This window comes from Jatrophihabitans sp. YIM 134969 (assembly GCF_054456675.1).
Genome location: NZ_JBTJEQ010000009.1, coordinates 49,162 through 75,536 on the forward strand (window position 1 = coordinate 49,162; position 26,375 = coordinate 75,536).

Genomic DNA, 26,375 nt, shown 5'->3' on the forward strand with positions numbered 1-26,375 from the left:
GCATGTTCTCGATGCGGGCCGACGACGTGGTGTCGCTGGGGCTCGTCGAGCGGCGACACGTCGCGGTGCTCGACACCCTGTGGCAGGACAACGCCGACCGCCTGCGCGAGTGGGAGCCCTGGGCCGCCGAGGACGGCGCGCTCGACGACCCGTCCGGATGGGTCCGCTACTGCCTGGACCGCTTCGCGCAGGGCAGCGCTGTCTTCGCCTTCATCCTGCGGGACGACGAGCCGGTCGGCACCGTCGGCCTCTGGCTGGAGTCCGACCGCACCCGCGCCTCGATCGGCTACTTCGTCGACGCCAAGCACGAGGGCGACGGCCTGGTGACCCGCGCCGTGCGTCGCATGGTCGAGTACGCCCTCGAGGAGCGCGGCGTCGAGTGGATCGAGGTGGGCGTCGCGGCCTCCCACAGCCGTTCGCGCGCCGTGCCGGAGCGGCTGGGCTTCGAACTCGCCGGTGTCGAGGCGGGCGGTCTGGAGTTCCCCGACCGCAAGGTCGACCGCGCGCTCTACGTCCTCACGGCCTGAAACCTCGGGCGCCGCGCGGCGACACCTCGCCGCGGCCTGTGCGGGCGAGGAGGGATCTCCGGTGCGTGGGGCGGGTTCGCACCTGCTCACCGTGGCCACCCGGCCGTGAGCCGTTGCCGACCCCGTGGCTCAGAGGCGCAGGATCGCGGCCGCGGTGAGGTGGGCGGCGAAGACCGCCTCGGGGTCGTGGAGGTCGCCGGGGACGCCGTCGAGCGCGGCCTGACCCCGTGCCCGCACCGCGGTGCCGGGGTCAGGTGCCAGGAGATCGATGCACAGGGCATCGATCACGGCGCGCTGGTCGTGCTCGTCGAGGCCGTCGCAGGCCAAGCCGTTGTGCAACATGACCGCTGCTTCGCCGAGCAACTCGCGTGCGAGGCCGAGGTCGACCTCGGCCCGGTTCCGCGCCGCGTCGGTGGCGGCGGCGGCGGCCAGGAACGGCTCGTGCGCGGGGCCGAGGTCACGGGACGTCACCGGGCGAGGCTCCCGCGCGAGCTCGCTGCGGAGCAAGCAGTTTGCGGGGTCAGAGACGGCCGTCGACCCAGGCGTCGAGCAGCTGGCGCGCGATCGACACCGGGCCGGGTAGCGCCTTCAGGACACCGTCCGGGCCGAAGCCCGGCAGCTCCGCGCCGCCCGCCCGTTCGAAGTCGACGGCGGCGTCCCACGTGACGGCCTGGCGGACCTCGTCGCGGGTGAACCAGAACGCCTCGGCGATCTCCTCGTCCCGGCGCACGATCTGATCGGTGGTGGCCCGGGCGGTGCAGCCGATCATGAGCGACTGCGGGAACGGCCACGGCTGGCTCGCCACGTAGCGGACGTCGGTGACGTCGAGCCCGACCTCCTCGCCGACCTCGCGGACCACGGCGGCCTCGAACGGTTCGCCGGCCTCGACGAACCCGGCCAGCACCGAGAACCGGCCCGCGGGCCAGACCTGCTGGCGGCCGAGGACGCACCGGTCACCGCCGTCGTGGACGAGCATGATCACGGCGGGGTCGCTGCGGGGGAACAGGTCGATCCCCTCGTTGGTGCAGCGACGCACCCAGCCGGCGTGGTCCGGCACCGACGGCGCGCCGCAGTGCGGGCAGAACCCGTTGCGGGTGTGGAACGCGACGAGGGCGACGGCACTGGTGAGCAACCCGGCGTCGAGTTCGTCGACCGCGGCACCGACGTCGCGCAGGTTCGCGAACCGGGCGCCTTCCGGCGGTGTGGCGTCGGCGGCGACGACGTGCGCGAAGAACGGCGCCGGGCCGTCGACGCCGAGGAAGATCGGCCCGGGCGACACCGCGGGCGGGGCGCCGGACGCGACGTCGCCACCGCGTACGTACAGCACGCCCGTCTCGACCGTGCCGCCGTCGAGTTCGGTGTCGACGACGGCGACCAGACCGGCCGTGGTGATCACGAGGACCCGCGCGTGCTCCCACTCGGCGTCGAGCCACGCCTGATCGGTGCGGCGGTGGGCCGCGCGATCGTGGGCCAGCCGCGAGAGTGCCAACGCGTTCGCGGGCGGGCGCGAGCCCTCGATCGAGGAACCCTCAGCCGGCATCGCGCGCGACCTCGGTGAGCCGGCCGAGCGGCCCCTCGACCGTCGCGGCGTCGCCGACGATCACCCGTGCGAACCGCGACGGCGCGAAGAACTCCGCGGCCGCGGCGGACACCTGGTCGACCGTGACCTTGGCGAGGCGTCGGGGGTGCTCGGCGAGCCAGTCGACACCGACGCCGTTGCCGAGCAACGTCGACAGTGTCGAGGCGAGACCCGCCTGGGTGGCGATCGACAGCGCCAGCGTGCCCGTCGCGTACTGCCGCACCGATTCCACCTCGGCCTCGGTGACCGGCAGGGTGGAGATGCGGCCCATCTCGTACTCGGTCTCCAGCAACGAGGGCGCGGTGACCTCGGTCGAGACGTCGGCGTCGAGGGTGAGCGACGACCCGAGGGCGTCGTGCTCGATGCGGCTGTGCGGGCCGTACGTGTAGCCCTTGTCCTCACGGAGGTTCTCGGTCCAACGCGAGGAGAAGTACCCGCCGAACACGAGGTTCGCCAGCTGCAGGGCGGGGTACCCGTCGTCGGTGCGACGCAGCGCGGTGGTGCCCATCCGCAGCGACGACTGCACCGAACCGGGCCGGTCGACCAGCTGCAACGCGCCGCCGGTGATCGGCGGGAGCTTCGGCATGCGCGGGGTCCTCGCCGCGCCGGTCCAGCCGGCGAGGGCCTGCTCGACCGCCGCGATGGCGCGCGCCGGGGTGACGTCGCCGACCACGACGAGCGTCGCACCCTCGGGCACGATCGCATCCCTGTGCAACCGTCGCAGCTGCGCCGGGGTGACGGCCTCGATGTCCGCGACCTGGGGCAGGTCACGGGCGTACGGGTGGTCGCCGTACATCGCGCGGCCCAGTGCCTCGCTCGCCACGGTCCCGGCGCGCGAACGCGCGATGGTCAGGCGTTCGGCCAGCCGCGCGCGTTCGACGTCGACCTCGGCGGGGACGTACGACGCCGCGGTCAGCACCTCGGCGACCAGGTCGAGCATCGGCCGCAACGCGGTCGCGAGCACCGACCCGGACACCTGCAGGCGGTCGGCGTTGACGCCGACCCCGAGGTCGCCGCCGAGGGCCTGGATGGCCGCGGCGAGACCCGCGCGGTCGTAGCGCTCGGTACCGGTGAGGATCGCGTCCGACAGCAACGACGCCTGGGCCGGGCGCTTGGCGTTCGGCGAGGCGAACGGCACCCGCAGGCGCAGCTCGACCAGCGGCACCCCGGTGCGGCGGACGGCGACGACCCGCAGCCCGTTGTCGAGGACGCGGTCGGTGACCGACAGCTTCTTCGGGCGCACCGGCGCGGTCAGCGCGGGGACTCCCGTCACGGGGGCGCTCACGCGGCACCGCCCGGCACGAGCTCGACGACGGCGCGGGCGTGCGGCGCGAGAGCCGCGGCGGCGCGGGCGACGTCGTCGGGGGTGACGGCGGCGAGGCGGGCCGGCAGTTCCTCGATCACTTCCGCCCGCCCGTGCAGCAGTTCGAACTTCGCGAACTCCAGGGCGCGGTTCATCACCGAGTCGAGCTCCTTGCTCATGCCGGCCACGAGCCGGGCGCGGACGCGGTCGATCTCCGCGGTCTCGAGGTCCCCGCCGGCGATGCGGGCGAGTTCCTCGTCGATCGCCGCGAGGATGGTGTCGAGCGACCCGGCGTCGGGGTAGTGAGCGGTGATGGTGAACGGCGTGGGGTCGCGTTCGTCGAAGGGATCGCCGAACTCGCCGATGTAGGCGCCGATGTCCGTGACCAGCCGGTCGCGGTGGACCAGTCGGACCGACAGCCGCGAGGCGTCGCCGTCGGAGAGGACCTCGGCCAGCACCACGAACGCCAGCAGCGCGTCGAGGTCGCCGACCGGGTCGGGCACGCGGTAACCGATGGCCACGGCAGGGATCGGCGCGTGCTGGTCGTGGGCCTGCGCCCGGCGCTCGGCGGTCAGCGGCGGCTCACCGAAGTCGGGACGGACGGGCGGCGCGCCGGCGGGGATGTCGCCGAAGTGCGTGCGCACCATGGCCATCGTGTCCTCGACGTCGAGGTCGCCGACCACGCAGAGCACGGCGTTGCCCGGCGCGTAGTACCGGGTGAAGAAGTCCTCGGCGTCGGCGGTGGTGGCCGACTCCAGGTCCTCGAAACCGCCGTAGCCGTTGTGGGAGTTGGCGAAGGTGTCGAACAGCACCGGCGGCAGCTCGAGCCACGGGAACCCGCCGTACGGCCGGTTCATGACGTTGACCCGGATCTCCTCCTTGACCACGGAGAGCTGGTTGTCCAGGTTGTCCTGGGTGATCCGCGGCCGGCGCATGCGGTCGGCCTCGAGGAACAGCCCGCGCTCGAGGGCGTTGCTCGGCAGCACCTCGAAGTAGTTGGTGTAGTCGGGGTGGGTGCTGCCGTTGAAGACGCCGCCGCTGCCCTGGACGTACCGGAAGTGCGCGAGCTTCTCCAACGTCGCGGAGCCCTGGAACATCAGGTGCTCGAACAGGTGGGCGAAGCCGGTGCGACCCTCGGGCTCGGAGCGGAACCCGACGTCGTAGAGGACGGCCACGCCGACCACGGGCGCGGAGCGGTCCGGCGAGATCAGCACGCGCAGGCCGTTGCCGAGCGTCTCGCGGTGGAAGGTGAACGACGGGGACGGGAGGGTCACGGCACGGGCCACGCGATCCACCCTAGGCACCCACGCTCACGGGGTGGCGGCGCGGTGGGCGTCGATCTCGGCCATGTGGGCCTCGGCCCACTCCTTGAGGGCCGCGACGGGCACGGCGAGCGAGCGGCCCAGGCCGGTGAGGGAGTAGTGCACCGCGGGCGGAACGGTCGGCTCGACCCGCCGGGCGACGACGCCGTCCGCGACCATCTGCTTGAGCGTCTGCGCCAGCATCTTCTGCGAGACACCGGGCATCCGTCGTCGCAGTTCGGCGAAGCGCACCTCGGGCTCGGTCGCCGCCTCGAGCACCGTCACGACCATGACGACCCACTTCGAGCCGACCCGGTCCAGCAACTGCCGGGTGGGGCACGCCGGATCGAACAGGTCACCGCGCTGGGCCCTCGGTCGTCGCGAGGTGGTCACCCCGACGTCACCACCTTCCCTCGAAGTGCCGTCTGTCGCACACCGCGGCGCTCTCCTACGTTCACCTGGTCACCAACAGTAACCGGCAACGGGACGGGAGCACGGGCGTGGACGACGTCAGGGTGAGGGCCAACGGCATCGAGATCGCCGCCACGGTCGCGGGCGAGGGGCCGCCGGTCCTGCTCCTGCACGGCTTCCCCCACACCCGCGCGCTGTGGTCGGAGGTCGTGCCCGACCTCGCCCGCGACCACCGCGTGATCGCACCCGACCTGCGCGGACTCGGCGACACGACCCGCGCACCGCACGGGTACGACGCCCGCACCCTCGCCGCCGACGCGCTGGCCCTGCTCGACGCGCTGGGTGAGGACGGACCCGCTGACGTGGTGGGGGTCGACGCGGGCGCGCCGCCCGCCCTGGTCGCGGCGCTGACCGAGCCCGGCCGGGTCCGACGCCTCGTCGTGATGGAGTCGCTCGCGGGGACCCTGCCCGGCGCCGAGGCGTTCCTCGCCGCCGGGCCGCCGTGGTGGTTCGGCTTCCACGCCGTGCCCGACCTGGCCGAGACCGTGCTCGAGGGCCACGAGGCCGAGTACGTCGACTGGTTCCTGCGGGCCGGCACCTGGGGCGGCCGGGGTGTCGCGCCGGACCTCCGCGACGCCTTCGTGGCGGCCTACACCGGGCGCGCGTCGTTGCGGTGCGCGTTCGAGTACTACCGCGCGATGCCGGAGTCGGCCGCCCAGATCGCGGCGCTGGCCACATCCGGGCTGACGGTGCCGACACTGGCGATCGGGGCGCACCCGGTGGGCGACGCCCTGTTCCGACAGCTCAAGCCGCTCGGCGACCGGGTCTCCGGACGACAGTTCGACGAGTGCGGACACCTCATCCCCTTGGACCGGCCGGCCGACCTGGTCGCGGCGCTGCGAGAGTTCTGGGCATGATCGGCGGGTGATCGAACTTCATCCCGGTGGTCCGGCTGGGGTCGAGGTCGCCGCCGGCGACGAGTGGATGACGGCGACGTCGGACGGCTCCGTGGTGGGCCACGTCGGCTGGAAGGTCGAGCGCGGGCTCGTGACGGTGGGCCGGATCGCGGGCACCACCGGTTCCCACCGCGACCCCGAACTCCTCGCCGCCGCGCGGGCCCACGCCGCGGAGGCCGGTCGGACGGCCATGACCGTGCAGGTCGGCGACGACCAGACCGAACTGCTGACCGTGTTGCAGGATGCAACGGTCCTGAGCCGGTTCATGGTCAAGCCCGCTCCCGCCGGGGCCCCTACGCTGCCCGAGGGTTTCGACGTCCGCGACATGACCGCCGACGAGTTCGAGGCGTGGCGGAGCACCAGCGTCGAGGAGTACGCCCGCGACGACCTCGCCCGCAGCGGGGGTGACCTGGAGCTCGCGCTGCAGCGGGCCCGCGACTCGTACGACCGGTTCCTGCCCGACGGCCCCGCGACCGTCGACACCCGGCTGCTGACGCTGACCCAGGACGGTGAGCCGGTCGGCGACCTCTGGCTGCGTCACCACTGGCCGCGTCACCGGGACCCGGAGCCCGGCTCCGACCAGACCTTCACCTTCGACGTCGCGGTCCACCTCGACCGGCGCGGGCAGGGCCTCGGCCGGGCGGCGATGCTGGCCGCCGAGTGCGAGGCGGTCCGGGTCGGTGACCGCCAGCTCGGGCTCAACGTGTTCGGCGCGAACGACACCGCGTACGGGCTCTACCGGTCGCTCGGGTACACGGCCCGCTCGACCGTGTTCGCCGTCGACCTCGGCTGACGTGGTCGGTCAGGCGTTCATGAACTGCGACGGGGTGAGCGCGCCCTCGACGACGCGGACGTCGCCGATCGCGCCGTACCAGACCTGGTCGATCTCGCGGCCGTAGTCGACCGCGCCGAGCAGCCACTCCCGGCCGATGGTGGCGAGGCCGCGGTTGACCGTGCTGGGGTTGCGCACCACGGGGCAACCGTCGACGTACATCGTCGTGTGACGGCCGTCGTTGACCACCGCGACGTGCCACCACACGTCGGTCGGCAACTCGTGCCCCCAGTTGGTGAGTGACCCGTCGAGGTCCAGCGGGTAGACGGCCCACTGGAGTTCGCGTGACGCCGAGAGGCTCAACGTCGCGATCGCCTCGTCGGGGTCGCCCCCGGCGGCCGTGGAGTGACCGGCCTCCGCCGGCGTGCCCCACCGGGACAGGATCCCAGCCCAGCCGTTGGCGCCGCCGTCGAAGTCGGCCGGGATCTTGAAGAACGCCTCGACGGTGTACGCGCGGGGGAACGTCGCCGCGTTCATCGGGGCCTTGGGCACGGTCTGGAGGTACAGCCCCGTGTCGCGCCCGCCGGCCAGGTCGATGCTGCCGTGGGCCGGCTGGTCGGGGTGGTGGTCGGTGGTCCAGGTGACCGCGTCGGCCGGCGCGCCGGTCCGGTGCGCGACGACCAGGTCGTTGCCGTGGCCGGTGAGGTCGCGCACCCGGGTGCCCGAGGCGAGGGCCGTGCCGTCGGCACCGCCGTCGAAACGCCAGTAGGCGACCGTGCCCGGGACGATGACCGAACGCGCGGGCCGCGCCGGACGTGGTGGCACGGGCGCGAACCCCGCGAACCGCGCGGTGAAGTCGATGGCCACGCTGAAGCGGTCGACGTCGGTGGTGAGTTCGACCTACTGAGCTTCGAGCTCGTTGCGCTCGGTCGGGTCCTGGCCCAGCACCCACGGTGAGACCGTCTCGACGTCGATCGTGTCGCGCTCCAGATCCACGTGGTACAGCCGGAGCATCGCCGCGCCGCCGTAGTAGCGGTTCTGGTAGTTGGCGAGGTGCAGGTGGACGTCGTGGCCGGCCGCGTTCTGCATCGTCGTCCTCGCAGGCGGCCAGTAGTGGCCGTTCAGCGTGAGGAACACCTGGTCGTGGCGGGAGATCAGCTGGTCCCACAGGTGCTGGCCGTACTCGTCGAAGCCTGCGCTGCCGTCGTCGTACGCGCCGACGATGTCGTGGGTGGTGACGATCGCGGCGGCAGTCGGGAAGCGGGCGAGGATCCGTTCGACCCACGCCAGGTTCGCGTCGCTGGTGCGCCAGTCGAGCGCGAACAGCAGCCATTGCCGGCCGCCGGCGCGGAACACGTGGTAGCTGTTGTAGCCGTCCGGGGTGCTGCCGCGGTAGCTCGGCGAACCGGCGAACCGCGCCGGTCCGAACGTCGAGAGGTACGCGCTCGAGCCGCGCTGGTCGTCGTACCTGCTGCCGTCGATGTCGTGGTTGCCGGCGAGCACGCTGTAGGCGACGTGGGCCTTGTCCAGCACGGAGAAGGCCTTGCCGATCGCCGCGAACTCGGCGGGCTGGCCGTTCTGGGTGAGGTCGCCGAGATGGGCGAGGAAGACGATGTTGTGCTCGGCCTGGTGGTCGAGCAACCACTGCAGCGACGCCTGCAACGGTCCGGGGTGGATGGCCGCGCCGTCGAACAGGTACTGGGTGTCGGGCATGACCGCGAGGGTGAACCGGGGGCTCGTGGTGTCGGGCTTCCACGTCGCGGCGGGCGCGGGCGCGGGCGCCGCGGCCGCCGACGTGGCCGACGGCAGGCCGAGGCCGGTCGCCACGGCGGCGCCCGCTCCGATCAGCCCACCGGTACGGAGGAACGCGCGACGGCTGGTGGCCGGACGTCCCGTGGAGAACGGGCGGCCGGCGTGATCGAGGGCGGGACGGTCACAGGGGTGGTCGTTGCACACGGCAACGGACGTTAGGTCCGGAGTGCGAACACCCGGTGACGCTCACGGCAACAGACCGCGCTCGACCCGCGAATTCTGTGTACTCCTGCCGCCTGCGGCGGCAGGAGTACACAGAATTCGGTTCGTTCTCACCCGGTCAGCGGGCGCGGCGGATGCGGATCGGACCCTTGGCCGTCGACGGGTCGACCACGTGGCCGCCCTGGGTGATCTCGACCTCGCCCGCGGCGACGAGGCGTCGCGCGGCCCGGCGAGCCGGTTCCATCAGCTCGCGCCAGCCGTCCTCGGTGCCGACGGCGCGGGCGGCGTCGCTGGGGCAGATCGTGCCCGACCGCGCCGCCAGCAGCGACCGGATGGACTCCTCGAGCTTGCGGTCGACGGCCGAGACCTTGCGACCCCGGCAGGCGTCACTGCAGTAGCGGACGTCGTCCCAGTTCGCGGCCCACTTCCTGCGCCACTCGATCGTGCGACCGCAGGAGGCGCAGGTCTTCGGTTCGGGGGTGGAACTCCCCTGCGCCCTGCTCATGGTGGAGGTCTACCCACGCAGCGCGGCGGCGCCGGTCTCGGCGAAGCGGGACCACAGCAGAGCGGCGGCCTCGGCGCCCTTCAGCAGCATGGAGATGTTGACCTTCTCGTTCGGCGCGTGGATCTGGTCGTCGGGCAGGCCGACGCCGAGGAAGACCAACGGGCGTCCGATGACCTCGGCGATGGCGGCTTCCGGTCCGCTGCCACCCTCCCGGGTGGGCAGCACCTCGGCGCCGTCCCAGGCCTCGCTGATGGCGGCGGTGAGGTCGCGGTAGGCCGCGGTGTCGATGGGCACGACGCACGCCTTGACGCCGTCGCCCTCCCAGTCGCCGGTGACCTGGATGCCGGTCGGGACGTTCGCGCGGGTGAAGTCCTCGACCGCGGCCATGATCGCCGCCGGGTCCTGGTTCGCGACCAACCGGAACGACAGCTTCACGAAGGCGTCTGACGGGATGATCGTCTTGTTGCCGGGACCCTGGTAGCCGCCACCGATGCCGTTGACCTCGGCGGTCGGGCGGGCGCCGATGCGTTCCAGCGTCGACTGACCGGCCTCGCCGACCAACGCCCGGGACTTGCTGACCGTGAGGAACCCGTCCTCGTCGAAGGGCACCTTCGCGAACAGGGCCTTCTCCTCGGCGGTGAGGTCGAGGACGTCGTCGTAGAAGCCGGGGATCGCGACCCGGCCGTCGGCGTCGTGCAGCTTGGCCACGAACTCGGCGACGGCGGTGGCGGGGTTCGGCACCGCGCCGCCGAAGACGCCGGAGTGCAGGTCGAGGTCCGGGCCGTGGAACTTCAGCTCACCGGTGACCATCCCCCGCATGCCGGTGACGCTGCTCGGGACGTCGGGCGCGAGCATGCCGGTGTCGGTGATGACGACGACGTCGCACGCGAGCCGGTCGCGGCGCTCGGCGAGCAGGTCCTCGAAGTTCGGGCTGCCGGACTCCTCCTCGCCCTCGATGAGGAACTTCAGCGTGACGGCCGGCGTGTCCCGTCCGGTCGCGGCGAGGTGGGCGCGGATCGCGAGCAGGTGGAACAGCAACTGACCCTTGTCGTCGGACGCGCCGCGGGCCTTGAGCAGGTCACCCTCGACGGTCGGGTCGAACGGGTCGGCGTGCCACAGCTCGATCGGGTCGACCGGCTGCACGTCGTGGTGGCCGTAGACGAGCACGACGGGGGCGTCGGCGTCGGCGCTCCGCCACTCCGCGTACACGGTCGGCATCCCCGCGGTCTCCCAGATCTCCACGGTCGGGAACCCGACGTCGCGGCAGGCCTGTTCGAACCACGCGGCGCTGCGGCGGACGTCGTCGGCGTGCTCGGGCTGGGCGCTGATGCCGGGGATCCGGAGCCAGGCGTCGAGCAACTCGAGCAGGTCGGCGCGGTGGGCCTGCACGTACTCGCGGACGGTCGTGGGTGCGGTCACGCCCGCCACGCTAGCGGGACGGCGAACGGCCGGGGAGCGTGTGCTCCCCGGCCGTCCGGTCTCACGTGTGGGGCGAGCGCGGGATGCGCTCGCGGGCGACCTCAGTCGTCCCAGGGGCCGTAGCCACCGTTGTCGTCAGTCATGACGTACTCCTTCTCCTTGCGGTCCCGGCGTATGCCGCATCGCACGACTCCCGAAGAGTCGCGGATCCGTGTTGCCGGGAGATGACAGTCGATCGGGGACCTGGTGAACATCAGATCTCACGCCGATCCGATCAGCCCGCTGGCGCGGGCCGGCAGCCGCTGGGTGTGCTGCTACACCCCAGCGTACAGATGACCGAACGGCCGGGTCGATAGGTTTGTTCCGTGACCGACTTCGCCGCGGCCCTGACCACCGTCGACGACGCCCCGGTCGTGGTCCACGCCCCCGGCCCGGGCGAGGGTTTCTGGGCCGGCGGCCCGAGCGCGGTGTACGTGGACGGCACGTACTGGCTGGCCTACCGGCTGCGCCGCCCGGTCGACCGCGGGCGCGGGTACGCCAACGTCGTCGCCCGGTCCGAGGACGGCGAGCACTTCGAGACGGTCGCGACCGTCACCGCCGCGCAGTTCGAGTGCGCCTCGCTGGAACGCCCCGCGTTGGTGCGGCGACCGGACGGCGGGTGGCGGCTCTACGTCTCGTGTTCGACGCCGAACTCCAAGCACTGGTGGGTGGAGGCCGTCGACGCCGACACCGTCGCGGGCCTGCCCTCCGGCACGCGCACGGTGGTGCTGCCGGGCGACGCCGACACGGCCTGGAAGGACGTCGTGGTGCACCACCCGGCGAGCGGCCACACCACCGCCGAATCCCCGTCAGCCAGCAGTTGGCAGATGTGGGCGTGCCGGCACCCCCTCGACGAGGGTGACGATCGCGCGGACCGGATGACCACCTGGTACGCCACCAGCGAGGACGGCCTCGCGTGGGACCTGCAGGGTGAGGCGCTCGGCCCGGTGCCCGAGACGTGGGACGCCCGCGGCACCCGGCTCGCCGACGTCGTCCGGGAGGACGGCCGGTTCTGGGCGCTCTACGACGGCCGCCGCAGCGCCGAGGAGAACTGGCGCGAACGCACCGGTGTCGCGGTCGGCGACTCCCCCGGGCGGCTGATCTCGGTGCAGGGGCCGTGGCCCGCCGCGGTCGGCAAGGCGTTGCGGTACGCGAGCGTGGTCACCGAGCCGGACGGGTTGCGCCTCTACATCGAGACCACCGGCCCGGACGGCGCTCACGACCTCCGGACGGTGAAGGTCCCGCGACCGACGCCGGACATCCAGTCCGCGTAGTCGTCACCGAGCAGGTCGCACAGCAGGGCGTTGTCCTCGGCGAACCGCGGGAGCAGGGTCCGGCGGTCCGCCGCCGACAGGGTGGGCCGCGGCGCGTCGCCACGCTGCAGCACCCGCAGCACGCGGCGTTCGGCGGCGCGCCAGACGCCGGGGTGCGCCCACTGGCCCACACTCGCGCCGGCACGCACCGCTCGGCGCAGGACGCTGTTCACCGGGGTGTCGGGCGCCCACCGGCCGAGGTTGGACCGCGGGATCTCCGAGAGCACCCCGGTGTCGACACCGAGGAACCGGCAGATGTCGTCGAGGGTCTCCACGGGTTCGTCGACCAACCGCTTGTAGCGGACGACCTTCACCTGGGCCGGCGGGTAGTGCCGGAACAGGTGCCGCAACTGCCCGCCGTACCGGCCGAGGTCGACGTAGCGCCAGAACGGCGCCCACCCGCGTGCGACCCGGTCCTCCTCCGCCGCGACCGCCGTGAGGAAGTCCGCCTCGGGTTCGAGGCCGTCGGCCCAGAGGTGGGTCCAGTTGGAGAACGCGCGGTCGACGGGGTCGCGGATCACCGCGAGCAACTTGGCGTCCGGCACCGCGCGCGCCATCCGCACGTGGGCCGCGCGGTCCCACAGGTAGAACGGGGTGCTCTCGAACCTCAGGGTGCCGGCAGGCGCGGTGTCGAACAGCGCCTCGTAGTCCTCCCGCCTCCACACCCACTCACGGGAGCTGTGCCGGTCCCCCGGTCCGCGCTGGAAGGCGCGGTCGGGCGGGGCGTCGGCGCAGAGGAAGTACTTCGGCTCCTTCACGGTCGACGCCGCCAGCTGCGGGTGGAGCGCGAGCGCAGCGTGCAGCGCGGTCGACCCTGCCTTGGGCGAGCCGATGATGAGGACGTCGGGAAGCGCCACACGGACCACCTCGGAGACGGGAACGAGCCGCTGCGAGCTTACCCTGGTGAATCGGTAGGAAAACGGATCAGGGGCGCGGGTCGGCCCCGACCAGCCGCCGGACCTCAGCCGACGTCGCCACGCGGGTCCCCCTCCCCCGGGTCGGGACCGTCGTCGACACCGGCGAGCAGGGCGTGCAACTGGTCGGCGTCGAGCAGGTCGGCCGGACGAACGGTGACGTCGGCGAGGACGTGGTGGAACGCGGCGTCGACCCGTTCGACCGGCACACCCTGCAAGTCGGCCCAGGCCAGCCGGTAGGCCGCGAGCTGGACGGCGGCGGCAGCCGCGCCCTCACCGCTGGGCGGCGGGCCGGTCTTCCAGTCGACGACCAGCCAACGATCGTTGCTCCCTGCACCAGTCGCGTCCGGTTCGAGGAACACGGCGTCCATCCGCCCTCGCACGACCCGACCTCCGACCAGCATCTCGAACGGCACCTCGACCGCGTGCGGCTCGCGGTCGGCCCACGCGCTGGCCTCGAAGGCCGCCCGCAGCGCGGCGAGCTCGGTGGCGCCGCTGGTGGTCACGGACTCGTCGGCCGCGCCGGGGAGTTCGTCGACGTCGAGCAGGGCGTCGGCCTTGGGCAACCAGCGCTGCTCCAGCCACTGGTGGAAGGCGGTACCGCGGCGGGCGCGCAGGTTCGGGCGGGTCGGCATGCGGCGCCGCAGGGAGCGGGCGAGCGCGTCGGGGTCGCGGCGCAACGCGACCAGCGCCGACACCGACAGGTGGGCCGGCATGTCGACCTCGACCACGCGTCCCTCGGCCAGCCGGTCGCGTTCGGCCAACAGCAGGTCGGCGTCGTGCGCCCAGAGCTGCGCGCGGTCGGACACCGGCGCGGGCGCCCGACCGGCCCGGGCGGCGGCCACGGCCGCGCGCACCAGCGCGGCGCCGGACTCGACGGCCGGCCGTCGCTGACCGAGGGGATCGAACGGCCAGTGGGTCTCGACCACACGGGCAGCAGCGGGGTTCTCCGGGACGTCGGCGTCCTCGCACCAGATCTCGGCCTCGCCGACCGTCGCCCGGATCTCCTCCAGGAACTCCGAGACGCCGCGCGGTTTCGTGGTGTGGTCCCACACGTACCCCGAGGCCAGCAGGGTGGACCGGGCGCGGGTGACGGCCACGTAGGCGAGCCGGCGCTCCTCCTCACGGCGGCGGTCACGCAGGGCGTCGTGGTAGCGCTTGACACGGTCGCCGACATCGTTGCGCGATGCAACGTTCGAGAGGTCGAGGTGGGGGATGTGGTCGGCGTCCCCGCGCAGGGAGTCGGGCAGGTGGGCGGGGGCCTTCACCCAGTCGTCGTCGACCTTGGCTCCCGGGAACACCTGCTCGACGAGCCCCGGCACGGCGACGACGTCCCACTCCAGGCCCTTGGACCCGTGGACCGTGAGCACCTGCACCCGTTCCGGGTCGACCTCGACCTCGCCGGCCCCCAAGCCGTTCTCCTCCTCCTCGGCGGCGGCGAGGAAGGCGACGAAACCGGCGAGCGTGGCGTGGTCCACCTCGTCGGCGAAACGGGTGACCTCGGCGAGGAAGCGGTCGAGGTGGGCCCGGCCACGGTCGGGCCGGCCGTGGACGTCGGGCCGGGCGGCGACCTCGACGTCGAGACCGGTGGTGTGTTCGATGTCGGCGACCAGTTCGGGCAACGGCGCGGCGGCCCGCGCCCGCAACCGGCGCAGTTCGGCCTGCAGCACCACCAGGCGCCGGTGACCCTCCGGCGAGTAGGCCTGTTCGGGTCCGAGGTCGTCGAGCGCCTCGACCAGGTGCGTGGCCTCGCCGAGCGGGTCCTTGTCGGTACCGGCGTCGGCGTCGGCGACGACCGCACCGACATGGACGGGGGCGTCCGGTGCCCGCCGGTCGGCGAGCAGCCACCGCGCGCGTTGCTGCAGCGCCTGCAGGTCGCGCACACCGATGCGCCAGCGCGCGCCGGTGAGCAACCGTGCCAACGCGGCGCCGGCCGTGTGGTCGGCCACCACCTGCAGGGTCGCGTAGACGTCGGCGACCTCCGGGACGGTGAGCAGTCCCCCGAGGTCGACGACCTCGACCGGCAGCCCGCGCCACCGCAACGCCTGCTCCAGCAACGGGATCTGCGACCGCTTGCGGACCAGCACGGCCGCGGTGCGCGTGCCCGGGGGCAGGGTGTCCCAGGTGGTCTGCAGGGCCTCGGCCACCCATTCGGCCTCGGCCAGCACCGACTCGGTGCGGACCACCCGTACGGTGCCCGGACCGGCGGTGCCACGCGCGGCCAACTCGACGCTGATCGAGGGATCGTGCAACGGTCCGGCGATGCGGTTCGCGACGTCGAGGACCGCACGGTCGTTGCGCCAACTGGTCTGCAGGCGGAAGACCGTGGCGGGAGTGTCGTCCTCGTGCCGGAACGTCGGCGCGAACCCGGTCATCGTCCCGGTGCTCGCACCACGCCAGCCGTAGATCGACTGCAACGGGTCACCGACCGCCATCACGGGGTGCCCGGAGTCGAACAGCCGCCGCAGCATCTCGACCTGCGCGAACCCGGTGTCCTGGTACTCGTCCAGCAGCACCGCGCCGTACCGCTCCCGCTCCGCGGCGCGCACGACGTCGATCGCGGCGAGCCGGGCCGCCAGGGTCATCTCGTCGGCGAAGTCGCGGGCGCGCCCGGCCTCCTTGGCGCGGGTGAACTCCTCGACCAACGGCACGAGCGCCGCCCGGCGGGCGACGATGCCCGCGATGTCACCGGTCCCCTTCGGGTAGGGACTGCGGGTCTTCTCCCCCGCCGGCAACGCCTCGACGAGACGAGCGAGGTCAGCGCCGATCCGGACGACGTCGGCGGGGTCGACGAGGTGGTCCGACATCCGCCCCGACAACGCCATCAGCAGCTTGACCACCGTGGCGGGAGTGCCGAACGCCTCGGGCGCCACGCCGTCCCACCGGCCCACGACGTCGCGCGCGACCTGCCAGTCCGACGCCGCGGACAGCAGTCGCGCCATCGGTTCCCGGCCGAGCCGCACCGCGTGTTCGGAGACCAGTTGGCCCGCGTACGCCGCGTAGGTCGACACCGTCGGTTCGCCGAGCGGCACCGGGCCGGGTTGCACCGAACGCCACGCCGCCAGTCGACGCCGCACGCGCTCGGCGAGTTCCGCTGCGGCCTTGCGGGTGAAGGTCAGGCCCAGGATGCGTTCGGGGGCCACGAGCCCGTTCGCCACCAGCCAGACCACGCGGGTGGCCATGGTCTCGGTCTTGCCGGATCCGGCGCCGGCGACCACGGCGGCCGGTGCGAGCGGTGACTCGATGATCTCGCGCTGTTCCCCGGTCGGTCGCTTCGGCGAAGCCGGGTCGAAGATCTCGGCGAGGTCGAGCGCCGACACCACCCGCACGGCGGTCACGAGGTCACCTGCCGGCCGGTGGGGACCGCCGGGCAGCAGTCGCGGACCGGGCAGCGGTCGCAACCCTCGTTGACGGTGGCGAGCACCCGCGACCCACGCAGCACCCGCGCGAGACCGGTGACCGCCTCGGTCACGGGGGCGACGTCGGTGAGCGGTTCCTGCCGCTGTTCGGGCTCCTTCCCGCCGACCTTGGGGTTGAGCTGGACCAGCAGACCTCCGCCCGGCACGCGGGTGGCGCCCGGGACGGAGTCGAACGCCCCCAGGCTCACCGCGAGTTGGTACGCGGCCAGCTGCTGGTGCGCGGCGACTTCGTCCTTGCTGGGCTTGGACGACGTGGTCTTGAGGTCGACGACGACCGTGCGTCCCTCGGCGTCGAGCTCCAGCCGGTCGACCTGCCCGCGCAGTTCGGCGTCGTCGCCGACCGGGACGGCCATCGGGATCTCCGTGCCGAGCACCGTGAGGTCGGACCGGGTGCGGCTGAACCACCCGGCGAGGCGGGTGAGGAACTCCGACGCGGCGCCGCGGGTGGCGCGGGCGTGCCAGGGCGCGTCGAAGTCGAGCAGGTCCCACACGGCGTCCAGGCGCCGCTCGAGGTCGGGGACGTCGGCGAGATCGGGTGCCTGGGACGCGACGGCGTGGACGACGGTGCCGAGCGAGGCCGAGGTGGACGGTTCACCGTCACGGGCGCCCAGTTCGCCGAGCAACGCCTGCAGCTGGCACCGCTGGTACGCCTCGAGCTTCGACGGGCTGATGCGGACCGGGCCGTCGACAGGGTCGCGCACCGGGCCGTCGGTGGAGAGCGGGTCGAGGCCCCACCACGACGCCGGGTCGGCGCCGGGCACCCCGGCAGCGGCGAGCCGCGCCAGTTCCGCGGCCGCCTCGGCCCGGTCGGGGTCCGGGGCGTCGAGGTCGGTGACCACGGCACGCAGCTCCGCGACCAGCGCGGCGAGGTGCAACCCGCGCGGCGGCGCCGTCACGGGTCGTTCCGGCACGTCGACGGAGCCGGTGTCGGGCTCGGGCAGAGGGTCGAGTTCGGCGAGGAACCGTGACGGTGCCTGTTCGGCATCGGCCACGGCCGAGACCACGAGACGTTCCCGGGCGCGCGTGACCGCGACGTAGAACAGGCGACGTTCCTCGGCGAGGGCGATCGCGACGTGGTCGGTGTTCGCCGTGTGCTGCCCCGCGACGATGTCGGTGAGGACGTCGGTGCCGAGCACCGTGCCGCGCCGACGCAGATCGGGCCACGCGCCCTCCTGGACGCCGGCCACCCACACCCGGTCCCACTCCAGCCCCTTCGCGGCGTGGGCGGTGAGCAGGCGGACGACGTCGGGGTTCGCACCGGCCGGGCGGTGCACGGGCAGCAGTTGGGCGCGGACGCTCTCCAGGAACCCACCCACGGTGCCGGCGTCGATGGCGTCGGTGTACCGCGCGGCGGCGTCGAACAGTTCGACCACGGCGTCCAGCTCACGGTCGGCGGCCTGGCCCGCGAGGCCACCGGACACGCTCTGCCGTTCCCACCGACCCGAGAGCCCACTGGCCTCCCAGAGCGCCCAGAGCACGGACTCGAGATCGAGGCCCGCGGCCCGGCCGGCGGCGAGCACCGCGGCGAGGGCGGCCACGGGACGCTGCGCCCCGAACGGCACCTGCCGGGCGTACTCGGGGCGGTCGACCAGCATCGCCAGGTGCCCGGGCGGCAGGTCGTCCGGCCGGGTGCCCGCGGAACGGGCGAGCCAACGCCGCAACCGCCGGACGGCCAGCACGTCGGCCCGGGCGAGCGGACCGAGCAGCAGGGACTCGACGGTGGAGTCGGCCGCGGCGAGCCACCCGGGCGCACCGGCCGAGGCGTTCGCGGGATCGTCGGAAGCGTCGTCGGCCCGGCCCTCGGCGGTGACGTACTCCAGGGCGGTGAGCAGCGCGTCGACGACCCCCGCCTCGGCGAGCGGGGTGTCGTCGCCGACGACCTCGACCGGGACGCCCGCCGTGACGAGCGCGCGCCGCAGCACCGGGCCGGAGTTCGCGACCGAGCGCGTCAACACCGCCATGCGCGACCAGGGCACACCGTGGTCGAGGTGGGCGCGGCGGAACTCGGCGGCCACCGCGGCGGCTTCGTCGGCACCGGAGCGGTAGACACGCACGGAGGTCTCCCCCGGCGGTACGCCCGGCGCGGCGACCAGCGCGTGGTGCGGGGAGTCGTGGCCGAGCGCACGCGCGACCCGGCGGCTGCCCGCGAGCAGGGTGCTGCCCGCCCGCCGGCTGGTGCGCAGCGCGACGTCGTCGACGATCTGGCCGAGGTCGATGGCGAAGTCCGCGAGGGCCCGCGGTTCGCTGCCGCGGAACGCGTAGATGGACTGGTCGGGATCGCCGACGACCACGAACTCGGCGGCACCGCCGGCGAGCAGGCGCAGGAGCCGGGCCTGCGACGGGTCGACGTCCTGGTACTCGTCGACGAACACGTGGCGGCGCCGCGCCCGCTCCTCGGTGAGCAGCTTCCGGTCGGACTCGAGCGCGTCGATCGCCGAGCTCACCAGCTCGCCGCTGTCGAAGACGCCCGGCCGCTGCAGGGCCGTGACGTCGCGGTACTGCTGGTACAGGCGGGCGGCGGCCCGCCAGTCGGCACGCCCGTGGGTGCGACCGAGGAGGTCCAGCTCGACCGCGTCGAGGCCACGCTCGGCGGCCCGGGCGAAGAAGTCCCGCAGCTCGCCCGCGAAGCCGGTGGTGGTGACGGCGGGCAGCAGGTCGGCGGGCCAGCCGACGGGCACCTCCGGGGAGACCAGGAGCTCGCGGAGGAAGACGTCCTGCTCGGACGCGAGCAGCAGCCGGGGCGACGGCACGGGGTCGCCGGTGCGCGACGCCCGCAGTGCGGCCAGACGCAGGATGCCGTACGCGTACGAGTGGATCGTGCGGGCGACCGGTTCGCGGACCGTGCGGCCCAGCCGTGCGGTGATCCGGTCGCGCAGTTCGGCCGCGGCGCGGCGGCCGAAGGTGAGGACGAGGACCTGGTCGACCGGGACACCGCGGTGGACGATGCGGTCGACGACCGCCTCGACGAGGGTCGTCGTCTTGCCGGTGCCGGGCCCGGCGAGCACCCGCAGCGGCCCGCCCGCGTGCTCGACGACCGCGCGCTGGTCGGCGTCGAGCGCCGGCGCGACGGCGCGCGGCACCGGCGGGCGCACCAGCCGGTAGCGCGGCGCGGAGAGCGCGGGGCGGGTCATGTCCTCATCAGATCACCGGGCTCCGACAGTTCCGGCGGCAGCCTCGGCCGGACGGCGGGGCCGGCGGCGTGGCCTGCGGCGGGAAAACGCAAGCGTCCGACAAGCGGGCCGTGTCACGCTGCCGTCATGCCTGAGGACACCGCCACCACCACCGAGGACTACCGCGACGTCAACCGGGCCCACTGGGACGAGCGGGCACCGGCGCACTCCGCGAGCCCGGGTTACAAGGTGCAGCAGTTCGCGGAGGACCCCACCTTCCTGTCCGACGTCGTCCGGTTCGACGTCCCGCGCCTGGGCGACCTGCGGGGGCTCACCGGCGTCCACCTGCAGTGCCACATCGGCACCGACACCATCTCGCTCGCCCGGCTCGGTGCCTCGATGACCGGCCTGGACTTCTCGGGTGCCTCGATCGCCGAGGCCCGCCGCATCGCCGCGGACGCGGGCGCCGACGTCGCGTTCGTCGAGGGCGACGTCTACGCCGCCGCCGACCTGGTGCCGCGGGGGTCGTTCGACCTGGTGTTCACGGGCATCGGCGCGTTGTGCTGGTTGCCGGACATCACCCGCTGGGCCCGGGTGGTGGCGGACCTGCTCACGCCGGGCGGTCGGCTGTTCCTACGGGAGGGCCACCCCGCCATGTGGGCCGTGGAGGACAGCCGCGACGACGACCTGCTCGTCCTGCGCTACCCCTACTTCCACCAGCGCGAGCCGCTGGTCTGGGACGAACCGGGGAGCTACGTCGAGGTCGACCGCGACCTGCAGCACACCCGGTCCATGAGCTGGAACCACGGCTTCGGTGAGATCGTCACCGCCCTGCTCGACGCCGGTCTGCAGCTCACGATGCTGGAGGAGCACGACAGCGTCCCGTGGGAGCCGCTGCCCGGCCAGATGGTCAAGGACGACGAGCTCGACGAGTGGTTCCTGAAGGAGGGACGCGAGCGGGTGCCGTTGACGTACACCCTGCAGGCGGTCAAGCCGGGCTGAAGCCGTCCCACCGCGCCGCCGTGAGGTCGACGCGGTCGCCGCGGAACGGCACCCCCTCCGAGCGCAGGTGCTCGAGTTGGCGGGTACGGACGGGTTCGGCGCAACTGCCGTCGGCCCGCACCACCCGCCACCACGGCACCGCGCCGCCGTGCTGCGACAGCGCCCGGGCCACCGCCCGCGGCCCGCGGTCACCGAGGTGGTCGCCGATGTCGCCGTACGTCACGACCCGCCCACGGGGGACGGTCTCGACGAACTCGAGGACGTCGTCCTCGGACAGGCGGGCCACCCCGGCACGGTAGCGACCGGCTGAGCCGCTCAGGTCCCTCACGGCCCGCTCCGGTCCACTGGAGCGATGCCGTACAGCCGTTCCCTGCTCGTCCACCCCGAACGTCTGTTGGTGCACGACTTCTCGGCGCTGCCGACCGTGCTGCTCCTCGCCGCCGCCGGCGTCCTGCTCGCACTGGTGCTGCCCCGACGACGACTGCTCGCCGCGGCGACCGGTGTGGCGCTCGCGGTGGCGGTCGGGCTCACCATCACCCCGTTCGGGGGCTGGAGCAACCTGGGCTTCGAGACCGGTGCCCTGCACAGCATCGTCACGAACGTCCAACCGCACCGCTCGGCCCTGACCGGGTGGTTCCGCAACAGCGACGGCCCGGCCAACGTCGCGCTGTTCCTGCCGGCCGGTCTGTTCCTGGCCCTGCTGCTGCGTCGGCCGGTGCTCGCGGCCGTCGGTCTCGCGGGTCTGTCGTTCGCGATCGAGTGCTGGCAGTCGACGCTCACCACCCGCATCGGCTCGTTCGACGACGTCGTGGCCAACAGCCTGGGTGCGGCCCTCGGCGCGGCACTGGCGGCGGTCGTCCTCGGGGTCGCGGCCGCCGTGCGGTCACCCCGCGCGCGCAGCCGCCCCACGCCGGACCGCCTCAGCCGCGTCTGACGATCCGTTCCGCCCTGCCTCACCTCACCCTCCTCTGACCGGTGAGTGGGCGCCTCTCCCGTCGAGTGGTCAGAAGTTTCCGCCCACTCACGGGGGAAGGTGACCACTCACCAGGTTCTCCCCCGGGCAGGTTCTCCCCCGGGCCTCCCGGGGTCAGGCGGCGTCGTGGACGGTGACGGCGTACCCGTCGGGGTCGCGGAAGGTGAACACGCGTCCGAACGGGCTGTCGGCGGGCGGGGTGACGATCTCGACGCCGGCGTCGCGCAGAGTGTCGTGCAGGCCCTCGGCGTCGTCGGCAGCGAGCCACAGCACCACGCCGGTGCCGGGGTGTTCGAGCGCGGCGAGGTCGACGCCGGGCAGCGGCTCCCGGAGGGCGAACGCGACCGGGCGGGTCGCGAAGACCACGGCGTGCGGCGGCCCGGCCGGGTCACGGCGTAGGCCCAGGTGCTGCTCGTAGAACGACGCCGCGGCGGCGAGATCGCGCACCTGCAGGGCGATGAAGTCGGGTCCGTGAACGGTCATGGTGTGCTCCTGCTCTTGATGTCAACATCCTGACATTGCTGACTGTATGTCAGAATGTTGACATGAGTCAAGCGACCGCCGTCGACGCTCTGGCCGGGTACGCGATCAAGCGGGCGCAGGCTGCCCTGCACGCCCGCATGGAGCGCGACCTGCGACCCCTGGGCGTGACGGTCTCCCAGTACTCGTGCCTGGAACTGCTCGCCCAGCGACCGGGCATCTCGAACGCCGAACTGGCCCGGGGGGCGTTCGTGTCGCGGCAGTCGATGAACGTCCTGCTGCGCGGACTCGAGGAGCGGGAGTTGGTGCGACGTGACTACGCGGCCGTCGACGGCCGCGCGGTTCCCACCCGCCTCACCGCGAGCGGCACCCGGTTGATCCACCGCGCGAGGGCGGTCATCGCGCCGATCGAGGCGGAACTGACCGACGCCTTCGGCGCCCGCAGTGCCACCGTGGTCCGGTCACTGCACGCCGCGGCCGACCGGCTCGACGCCGGCTGACGCACGCGACTGCGGACTACGACGCCGCGCCCGCCCGGAAGGTCCGCCGGTAGGCGAGCGGACCGACCCCGCGGCGCCGCGCGAAGTGGTGACGCAGCGTGTCGGCCGCGCCGAAGCCGACCCGTTCGGCGACCTGCTCGATCGGCAGGTCGGTCTCCTCGAGCAGGGACTCCGCGCGCAGCAGGCGTTGCTCGAGCAACCACTGGTGCGGCGTGGTCCCGGTGGAGTCCTTGAAGCGGCGGGCGAACGTGCGCGGTGACATCAGCGCGCGGGCCGCGAGATCCTCGACGGCGATCGGCTCGTGCAGGCGTTCCATCGACCACTGCAGGACCCCGCCGAGGGCGTCGCGGTCGTCGACCCCGACGACCGGCGCCTCGATGTACTGCGCCTGCCCACCCGTGCGGTGGGGCGGCACCACCATCCGCCGCGCGACGGCGTTGGCCACGGCGGCTCCCTGCTCGGTGCGCACCAGGTGCAGGCACGCGTCGATCCCGGAGGCGGTACCGGCGCTGGTGACGATCGGGCCGTCGACGACGTAGAGCGCGTCGCAGTCGATCTCGAGCGCCGGGAAGGCCTCGTGGAGGTCGGCGGCGTGGCGCCAGTGCACGGTGACCCGACGGCCGTCGACCAGCCCGCTCGCGGCGAGCAGGAACACCCCGGAGCAGACGGTCAGGATCCGGGCGCCCCGGGCGACCGCGGCCCGCAACGCCTCGACCACCTCGGGCGGCGGCGGCAGGTCCTGGCTCGACCAGGCAGGGATCGTGACGAGATCGGCCGCGGCCACACGGTCGAGACCCTCGGTCACCTCGATCGAGAACCCGGCGTGGGTGGCGACCATCCCGGGCTCGGCCGTGCACACCGCGAAGTCGTACACGGGCAGACCGTCCTCGGACCGGTCGAGCCCGAAGACCTCGCAGACCACGCCCAGTTCGAAGGGGTGGACGAACGAACCGACGAGCGCGACCACGTTGCGCAGCATGCCGACAGTGTGGCAGGAAATGCCCGACGCCGGGCAGTTCTGCCACTGGTGACCGGCGCAGCGTGAGATCGACGATGACGGCATGGTCATCGTCCTGGTCGTCTTCCTGGTGTTCGCCGCCTTCGGGGCGCTCGCGCTGCGCTTCGGTACCGACTCGCGTGACGGGGGTGACTGGCAGCCGTTGGACCTCATGACCCCGCGCTGCACCCGGCGCTGACGAACACCGGGCGCGACGCCGGGTTCACGCCAGCACCGTGAACCACATCCGGCGTGTGGCGACGAACCCGAGGTGCTCGTAGAGCCTGATCGCACCGGTGTTGGTGCCGGCGGCGTGCAGGAACGGTCGGTCGCCACGGTCACGGATCCCCGCGACCACGGTGCCGATCACCCGCCGCCCGAGGCCGACGCCGCGCGCGGCGGGATCGGTGCACACTGCACTGATCTCGACCCAGCCGCTCGGGTGCAGCCGCTCCCCCGCCATGGCCAGCAACCGGCCGTCACGCGCGTCGCGGATGCCGACGAAGTGGCCCATGCGGTGGGTCTGCGGCCCGAACGGTCCGGGTTCGGTACGGGCGACGAGGTCGAGCATCTCAGGGACGTCGGACTCGCCGAGCGCGACGGCGTCCGGATCGGGTCCGCCCGCCACGTCGTCACCTGCCGCCAGCTGCAGGCCGTGGAACTCGCGGTCGATGCGCCAGCCCGGCGGCGGGTGCGCGCCCCAGGGTTCCGGGCCGAACAGGACCGTGCGTTCGTCGGACTGTTGCAGGGTGCGTAGGTCCGCCCAGACCTCGGGGCCGGCGTCAGGTGCCACGGCGGCGAGCACGCTCACCGCTCCCGGGTACCGGCGCGCGGCGCCGCGCACCCGGGCGAACCCCGCGTGCGGACCGGTGAGTGACGACCAGACCGGGTGGACGAGCGCCGCGTCGTCGACCGAGGTGGTCACGGCGCCGCCACCGGCGCCGGAGCCACGGCCCGGTCCCGTCGGCGCAGGGCCACCACGATCGCCCCGGCGAACGAGAGCAGGGCCGTGACGAGCGCGGCGTGGTCCCAGCCGTCGACCAGGGCCGCGGCGGGTGTCGCGCCGGAGCCGGCCGCGACGACCGTCACCACGACGGTCACCCCGACCGCGGACCCGAGGTAACGCGCGGTGTTGTTGGCACCGCTGCCCATGGCGGAGCGGTCCGGCGGAACGCTCGCGACCGCCTCCCGTCCGAGCGCGGCGTTGAGGACACCACTGCCGGCACCGGCGAGCAGCAGACCGGGCACGAACACGAGGAGCCCGCTCCCGACGTCGACCAAGACCAGCAGCAACTCGCCGATTCCGATCAGCAGCAGCGACGCGACCATCTGCTGCCACCCGCCGAAGCGGGTTGGCAGCCTCCGCGCCGCCAGCGCGAACACCACGCTGGTCACCGACCACAGCAGCATCATCGCCGCGGCGACCGGTCCGGAGCTGCCGAGTCCCCGCTGCAGGAACGTCGACAGGTACGACATCAACGCGATGACCGACAGACCGGTGACGAGCGCGGCCAGCGTCACGGCGCGGAACGCGTGGCGGCGGAACAGCCCGAGGTCGAGCATGGGCGAGACGCGGCGTCGCTCCACGGCGACGAACGCGACCGCGAGCACCGCGGCCACGACCAGCTCCACGAGCGTCTGCGGCCGTGTCCAGCCGCCCCGACCCTCGACCAGGCCCGCGAGCAGCAGGGCCAGCGCCGCGGCGAGCAGCAGCATGCCCAGTAGGTCGACGGGTTTCGGCTGATCGGCCCGGGACTCGGCCAGACGGGTCTGCGCGAGGACCGCCACGCCCAGCGCGGCGACACCGATCACGACGTACGCGAGGCGCCAGCTCGCGAACTCGGCGAAGGCTGCGACGAGGATCGGGCCGACGGCGATCCCGGCGCCGACGCTCGCACCCCACGCGCCGGCCGCCCGCGCCCGTTCCGGTCCGGCGGGCACGACGTGACCGATGAGCCCGAGGCTGCACGCGATCACGGCCGCACCACCGATCCCCTCGACCACCCGACCGACGACGAACAGCACGGGTCCGGGGGCGGCGGCGCACAGCGCGGCGCCGAGCGCCGCGACGACGCCGCCGAGCACGAACACACGGCGCCGCCCGAGGTCGTCGCCCAGCGCTCCGGACAGCAACAGCGCGGCGGCGAGCCCGAGGCTCATCGACGAGAGGATCCAGGTCTGCGCCGAGGGTCCGGCGCCGAGGTCGACCGCGGTGACGGTGAGGCTCGCGAGCGGCGCGGTGAACGCGACGAGCGCCAGCCCGGTACCGGCCACGGCGAGGGGCACGACCGCACGCGACGACATGTCCCGCACCCTAGCCGTTCTCGGTTCATTGACTGAACCGCAGTGTTACGGTCGTCGCATGGCGCTGGGGCAGGGCTACGCGAGGCAGGAGTGCTCACTGGCGCGCGCCCTGGAACTCGTCGGCGAACGCTGGACGATGCTCGTGCTGCGCGACTGCTTCTTCGGTGTCCGCCGGTTCACCGACTTCCTGGCCCACCTCGACATCCCCCGCGCGGTGCTGATGTCGCGCCTGCGTGACCTCGTCGACGCCGGCATCCTGCGGCGCGAGCCCTACACACGCGGGCGGGACGAGTACCTGCTGACCCCCCGCGGCGTCTCGCTGTGGCCCGCGTTGTTCGCGCTCATGGAGTGGGGTGCCGCCGGGTCGTCACGCACCCGGGTGTTCCGCCACGTCGGGTGCGGGACCGACCTGGCCGCGGGCGGCGGGTGCCCGACGTGCGGTGGCACTCCCCCTGCCGATGACCTCGAGATCCGCCCCTCGCCGGAGTCCCTGGCGGTGCGGCGACGCACCGACGCCGTCAGCGTCGCCCTGCTCTCGCCGCACCGCCTGCTCGAGCCACTTCTCCTCGGGTAGGCC

Annotated in this window: 26 protein-coding genes; 9 read left to right on the forward strand and 17 right to left on the reverse strand. The window is 73.4% G+C overall.

The window, feature by feature from the left end; all coding sequences use genetic code 11:
• Window positions 1–2: 2 nt before the first annotated feature.
• Entirely contained in the window at window positions 3–527 is a 525-nt protein-coding gene (locus ACXR2U_RS07030) for a GNAT family N-acetyltransferase (RefSeq protein WP_458824243.1), read from the forward strand.
• Window positions 528–656: 129 nt separating this feature from the next.
• Here the strand turns inward: ACXR2U_RS07030 and ACXR2U_RS07035 are convergent, their stop codons facing one another.
• Genes ACXR2U_RS07035 through ACXR2U_RS07055 form a run of 5 tightly spaced genes read right to left on the reverse strand, consistent with a single transcriptional unit; the run spans window position 657 to window position 5,103 of the window.
• Entirely contained in the window at window positions 657–998 is a 342-nt protein-coding gene (locus ACXR2U_RS07035; protein WP_458824244.1) for a hypothetical protein, read from the reverse strand.
• Window positions 999–1,047: 49 nt separating this feature from the next.
• The gene (gene nudC / locus ACXR2U_RS07040) at window positions 1,048–2,067 is read right to left on the reverse strand and encodes an NAD(+) diphosphatase (protein ID WP_458824245.1); all 1,020 of its coding nucleotides are present in this window, start codon (window positions 2,065–2,067) and stop codon (window positions 1,048–1,050) included.
• On the reverse strand, window positions 2,057–3,391 hold the full coding sequence (locus tag ACXR2U_RS07045) for a M16 family metallopeptidase (RefSeq protein WP_458824246.1): 1,335 nt from the start codon (window positions 3,389–3,391) through the stop codon (window positions 2,057–2,059). The genes nudC and ACXR2U_RS07045 overlap by 11 nt, the downstream gene beginning before the upstream one ends.
• Entirely contained in the window at window positions 3,388–4,695 is a 1,308-nt protein-coding gene (locus ACXR2U_RS07050) for a M16 family metallopeptidase (RefSeq protein WP_458824247.1), read from the reverse strand. Before ACXR2U_RS07050 ends, ACXR2U_RS07045 begins: the two co-directional genes overlap by 4 nt.
• Window positions 4,696–4,719: 24 nt before the next feature.
• Window positions 4,720–5,103, reverse strand: coding sequence for a winged helix-turn-helix transcriptional regulator (locus tag ACXR2U_RS07055; protein WP_458824248.1), 384 nt, complete (start codon window positions 5,101–5,103; stop codon window positions 4,720–4,722).
• A 107-nt stretch (window positions 5,104–5,210) separates the two neighbouring features.
• On the opposite strand from ACXR2U_RS07055, the gene ACXR2U_RS07060 reads away from it, so the two are divergent.
• Together ACXR2U_RS07060 and ACXR2U_RS07065 are read left to right on the forward strand one after the other, a co-directional pair.
• On the forward strand, window positions 5,211–6,038 hold the full coding sequence (locus ACXR2U_RS07060) for an alpha/beta fold hydrolase (protein ID WP_458824249.1): 828 nt from the start codon (window positions 5,211–5,213) through the stop codon (window positions 6,036–6,038).
• Between the two features lie 7 nt (window positions 6,039–6,045).
• Window positions 6,046–6,870, forward strand: coding sequence for an N-acetyltransferase family protein (locus ACXR2U_RS07065; protein WP_458824250.1), 825 nt, complete (start codon window positions 6,046–6,048; stop codon window positions 6,868–6,870).
• A gap of 9 nt (window positions 6,871–6,879) precedes the next feature.
• Here the strand turns inward: ACXR2U_RS07065 and ACXR2U_RS07070 are convergent, their stop codons facing one another.
• The 4 genes from ACXR2U_RS07070 to ACXR2U_RS07085 form a co-directional block, all read right to left on the reverse strand.
• A complete protein-coding gene (locus ACXR2U_RS07070) occupies window positions 6,880–7,716 on the reverse strand; it encodes a LamG-like jellyroll fold domain-containing protein (protein WP_458824251.1) in 837 nt (278 codons plus the stop codon).
• Between the two features lie 33 nt (window positions 7,717–7,749).
• Window positions 7,750–8,805, reverse strand: coding sequence for a metallophosphoesterase (locus ACXR2U_RS07075; RefSeq protein ID WP_458824252.1), 1,056 nt, complete (start codon window positions 8,803–8,805; stop codon window positions 7,750–7,752).
• 136 nt (window positions 8,806–8,941) lie between these two features.
• Window positions 8,942–9,328 carry a DUF3253 domain-containing protein gene (locus tag ACXR2U_RS07080; protein ID WP_458824253.1) on the reverse strand — a complete coding sequence of 129 codons (387 nt, stop codon included), beginning with the start codon at window positions 9,326–9,328 and terminating at the stop codon, window positions 8,942–8,944.
• A 9-nt stretch (window positions 9,329–9,337) separates the two neighbouring features.
• Complete coding sequence (locus ACXR2U_RS07085) at window positions 9,338–10,747, reverse strand: dipeptidase (protein ID WP_458824254.1); 1,410 nt, start codon at window positions 10,745–10,747, stop codon at window positions 9,338–9,340.
• Between the two features lie 365 nt (window positions 10,748–11,112).
• Here ACXR2U_RS07085 and ACXR2U_RS07090 point away from each other — a divergent pair, with 365 nt between their 5' ends.
• On the forward strand, window positions 11,113–12,060 hold the full coding sequence (locus ACXR2U_RS07090) for a hypothetical protein (RefSeq protein WP_458824255.1): 948 nt from the start codon (window positions 11,113–11,115) through the stop codon (window positions 12,058–12,060).
• Here the strand turns inward: ACXR2U_RS07090 and ACXR2U_RS07095 are convergent.
• From ACXR2U_RS07095 to ACXR2U_RS07105, 3 genes are all read right to left on the reverse strand, one after another.
• Window positions 12,003–12,956: a sulfotransferase family protein gene (locus tag ACXR2U_RS07095; protein ID WP_458824256.1), complete on the reverse strand. Its 954-nt coding sequence runs from the start codon at window positions 12,954–12,956 to the stop codon at window positions 12,003–12,005. The two genes, ACXR2U_RS07090 and ACXR2U_RS07095, sit on opposite strands and share 58 nt — an antisense overlap.
• Window positions 12,957–13,060: 104 nt before the next feature.
• A complete protein-coding gene (locus tag ACXR2U_RS07100; protein WP_458824257.1) occupies window positions 13,061–16,351 on the reverse strand; it encodes a UvrD-helicase domain-containing protein in 3,291 nt (1,096 codons plus the stop codon).
• A complete protein-coding gene (locus ACXR2U_RS07105; RefSeq protein ID WP_458824258.1) occupies window positions 16,348–19,563 on the reverse strand; it encodes an ATP-dependent helicase in 3,216 nt (1,071 codons plus the stop codon). Before ACXR2U_RS07105 ends, ACXR2U_RS07100 begins: the two co-directional genes overlap by 4 nt.
• A 126-nt stretch (window positions 19,564–19,689) precedes the next feature.
• Here ACXR2U_RS07105 and ACXR2U_RS07110 point away from each other — a divergent pair, with 126 nt between their 5' ends.
• Entirely contained in the window at window positions 19,690–20,544 is an 855-nt protein-coding gene (locus ACXR2U_RS07110) for a class I SAM-dependent methyltransferase (RefSeq protein ID WP_458824259.1), read from the forward strand.
• Here the strand turns inward: ACXR2U_RS07110 and ACXR2U_RS07115 are convergent.
• Entirely contained in the window at window positions 20,531–20,830 is a 300-nt protein-coding gene (locus ACXR2U_RS07115; protein WP_458824260.1) for an MGMT family protein, read from the reverse strand. The two genes, ACXR2U_RS07110 and ACXR2U_RS07115, sit on opposite strands and share 14 nt — an antisense overlap.
• A gap of 66 nt (window positions 20,831–20,896) precedes the next feature.
• Between ACXR2U_RS07115 and ACXR2U_RS07120 the strand changes: the two genes are divergently transcribed.
• On the forward strand, window positions 20,897–21,478 hold the full coding sequence (locus ACXR2U_RS07120) for a VanZ family protein (protein WP_458824261.1): 582 nt from the start codon (window positions 20,897–20,899) through the stop codon (window positions 21,476–21,478).
• A gap of 153 nt (window positions 21,479–21,631) precedes the next feature.
• On the opposite strand, the gene ACXR2U_RS07125 is transcribed toward ACXR2U_RS07120, so the two are convergent.
• Window positions 21,632–22,000: a VOC family protein gene (locus ACXR2U_RS07125; protein WP_458824262.1), complete on the reverse strand. Its 369-nt coding sequence runs from the start codon at window positions 21,998–22,000 to the stop codon at window positions 21,632–21,634.
• Window positions 22,001–22,062: 62 nt separating this feature from the next.
• Here ACXR2U_RS07125 and ACXR2U_RS07130 point away from each other — a divergent pair, with 62 nt between their 5' ends.
• Complete coding sequence (locus tag ACXR2U_RS07130; RefSeq protein ID WP_458824263.1) at window positions 22,063–22,497, forward strand: MarR family winged helix-turn-helix transcriptional regulator; 435 nt, start codon at window positions 22,063–22,065, stop codon at window positions 22,495–22,497.
• A gap of 16 nt (window positions 22,498–22,513) precedes the next feature.
• Here the strand turns inward: ACXR2U_RS07130 and ACXR2U_RS07135 are convergent, their stop codons facing one another.
• Entirely contained in the window at window positions 22,514–23,476 is a 963-nt protein-coding gene (locus tag ACXR2U_RS07135; RefSeq protein WP_458824264.1) for a helix-turn-helix domain-containing protein, read from the reverse strand.
• A gap of 82 nt (window positions 23,477–23,558) precedes the next feature.
• On the opposite strand from ACXR2U_RS07135, the gene ACXR2U_RS07140 reads away from it, so the two are divergent.
• The gene (locus tag ACXR2U_RS07140; protein ID WP_458824265.1) at window positions 23,559–23,693 is read left to right on the forward strand and encodes a hypothetical protein; all 135 of its coding nucleotides are present in this window, start codon (window positions 23,559–23,561) and stop codon (window positions 23,691–23,693) included.
• A 24-nt stretch (window positions 23,694–23,717) separates the two neighbouring features.
• Here ACXR2U_RS07140 and ACXR2U_RS07145 read toward each other — a convergent pair whose 3' ends face one another.
• Both ACXR2U_RS07145 and ACXR2U_RS07150 read right to left on the reverse strand, forming a co-directional pair.
• On the reverse strand, window positions 23,718–24,419 hold the full coding sequence (locus ACXR2U_RS07145; RefSeq protein ID WP_458824266.1) for a GNAT family N-acetyltransferase: 702 nt from the start codon (window positions 24,417–24,419) through the stop codon (window positions 23,718–23,720).
• Window positions 24,416–25,798, reverse strand: a complete 1,383-nt coding sequence (locus tag ACXR2U_RS07150) for an MFS transporter (RefSeq protein WP_458824267.1) — start codon at window positions 25,796–25,798, stop codon at window positions 24,416–24,418. Before ACXR2U_RS07150 ends, ACXR2U_RS07145 begins: the two co-directional genes overlap by 4 nt.
• Window positions 25,799–25,856: 58 nt before the next feature.
• On the opposite strand from ACXR2U_RS07150, the gene ACXR2U_RS07155 reads away from it, so the two are divergent.
• Window positions 25,857–26,372, forward strand: a complete 516-nt coding sequence (locus ACXR2U_RS07155; protein ID WP_458824268.1) for a winged helix-turn-helix transcriptional regulator — start codon at window positions 25,857–25,859, stop codon at window positions 26,370–26,372.
• Window positions 26,373–26,375: the final 3 nt, after the last annotated feature.

Coding starts and splice junctions, on each gene's coding strand:
- ACXR2U_RS07030 (WP_458824243.1), top strand. CDS start 3: ATGTTCTCGATGCGGGCCGACGACGTGGTGTCGCTGGGGCTCGTCGAG.
- nudC (WP_458824245.1), bottom strand. CDS start 2,067: ATGCCGGCTGAGGGTTCCTCGATCGAGGGCTCGCGCCCGCCCGCGAAC.
- ACXR2U_RS07080 (WP_458824253.1), bottom strand. CDS start 9,328: ATGAGCAGGGCGCAGGGGAGTTCCACCCCCGAACCGAAGACCTGCGCC.
- ACXR2U_RS07105 (WP_458824258.1), bottom strand. CDS start 19,563: ATGACCCGCCCCGCGCTCTCCGCGCCGCGCTACCGGCTGGTGCGCCCG.
- ACXR2U_RS07110 (WP_458824259.1), top strand. CDS start 19,690: ATGCCTGAGGACACCGCCACCACCACCGAGGACTACCGCGACGTCAAC.
- ACXR2U_RS07120 (WP_458824261.1), top strand. CDS start 20,897: ATGCCGTACAGCCGTTCCCTGCTCGTCCACCCCGAACGTCTGTTGGTG.
- ACXR2U_RS07125 (WP_458824262.1), bottom strand. CDS start 22,000: ATGACCGTTCACGGACCCGACTTCATCGCCCTGCAGGTGCGCGATCTC.
- ACXR2U_RS07130 (WP_458824263.1), top strand. CDS start 22,063: ATGAGTCAAGCGACCGCCGTCGACGCTCTGGCCGGGTACGCGATCAAG.
- ACXR2U_RS07135 (WP_458824264.1), bottom strand. CDS start 23,476: ATGCTGCGCAACGTGGTCGCGCTCGTCGGTTCGTTCGTCCACCCCTTC.
- ACXR2U_RS07140 (WP_458824265.1), top strand. CDS start 23,559: ATGGTCATCGTCCTGGTCGTCTTCCTGGTGTTCGCCGCCTTCGGGGCG.
- ACXR2U_RS07150 (WP_458824267.1), bottom strand. CDS start 25,798: ATGTCGTCGCGTGCGGTCGTGCCCCTCGCCGTGGCCGGTACCGGGCTG.
- ACXR2U_RS07155 (WP_458824268.1), top strand. CDS start 25,857: ATGGCGCTGGGGCAGGGCTACGCGAGGCAGGAGTGCTCACTGGCGCGC.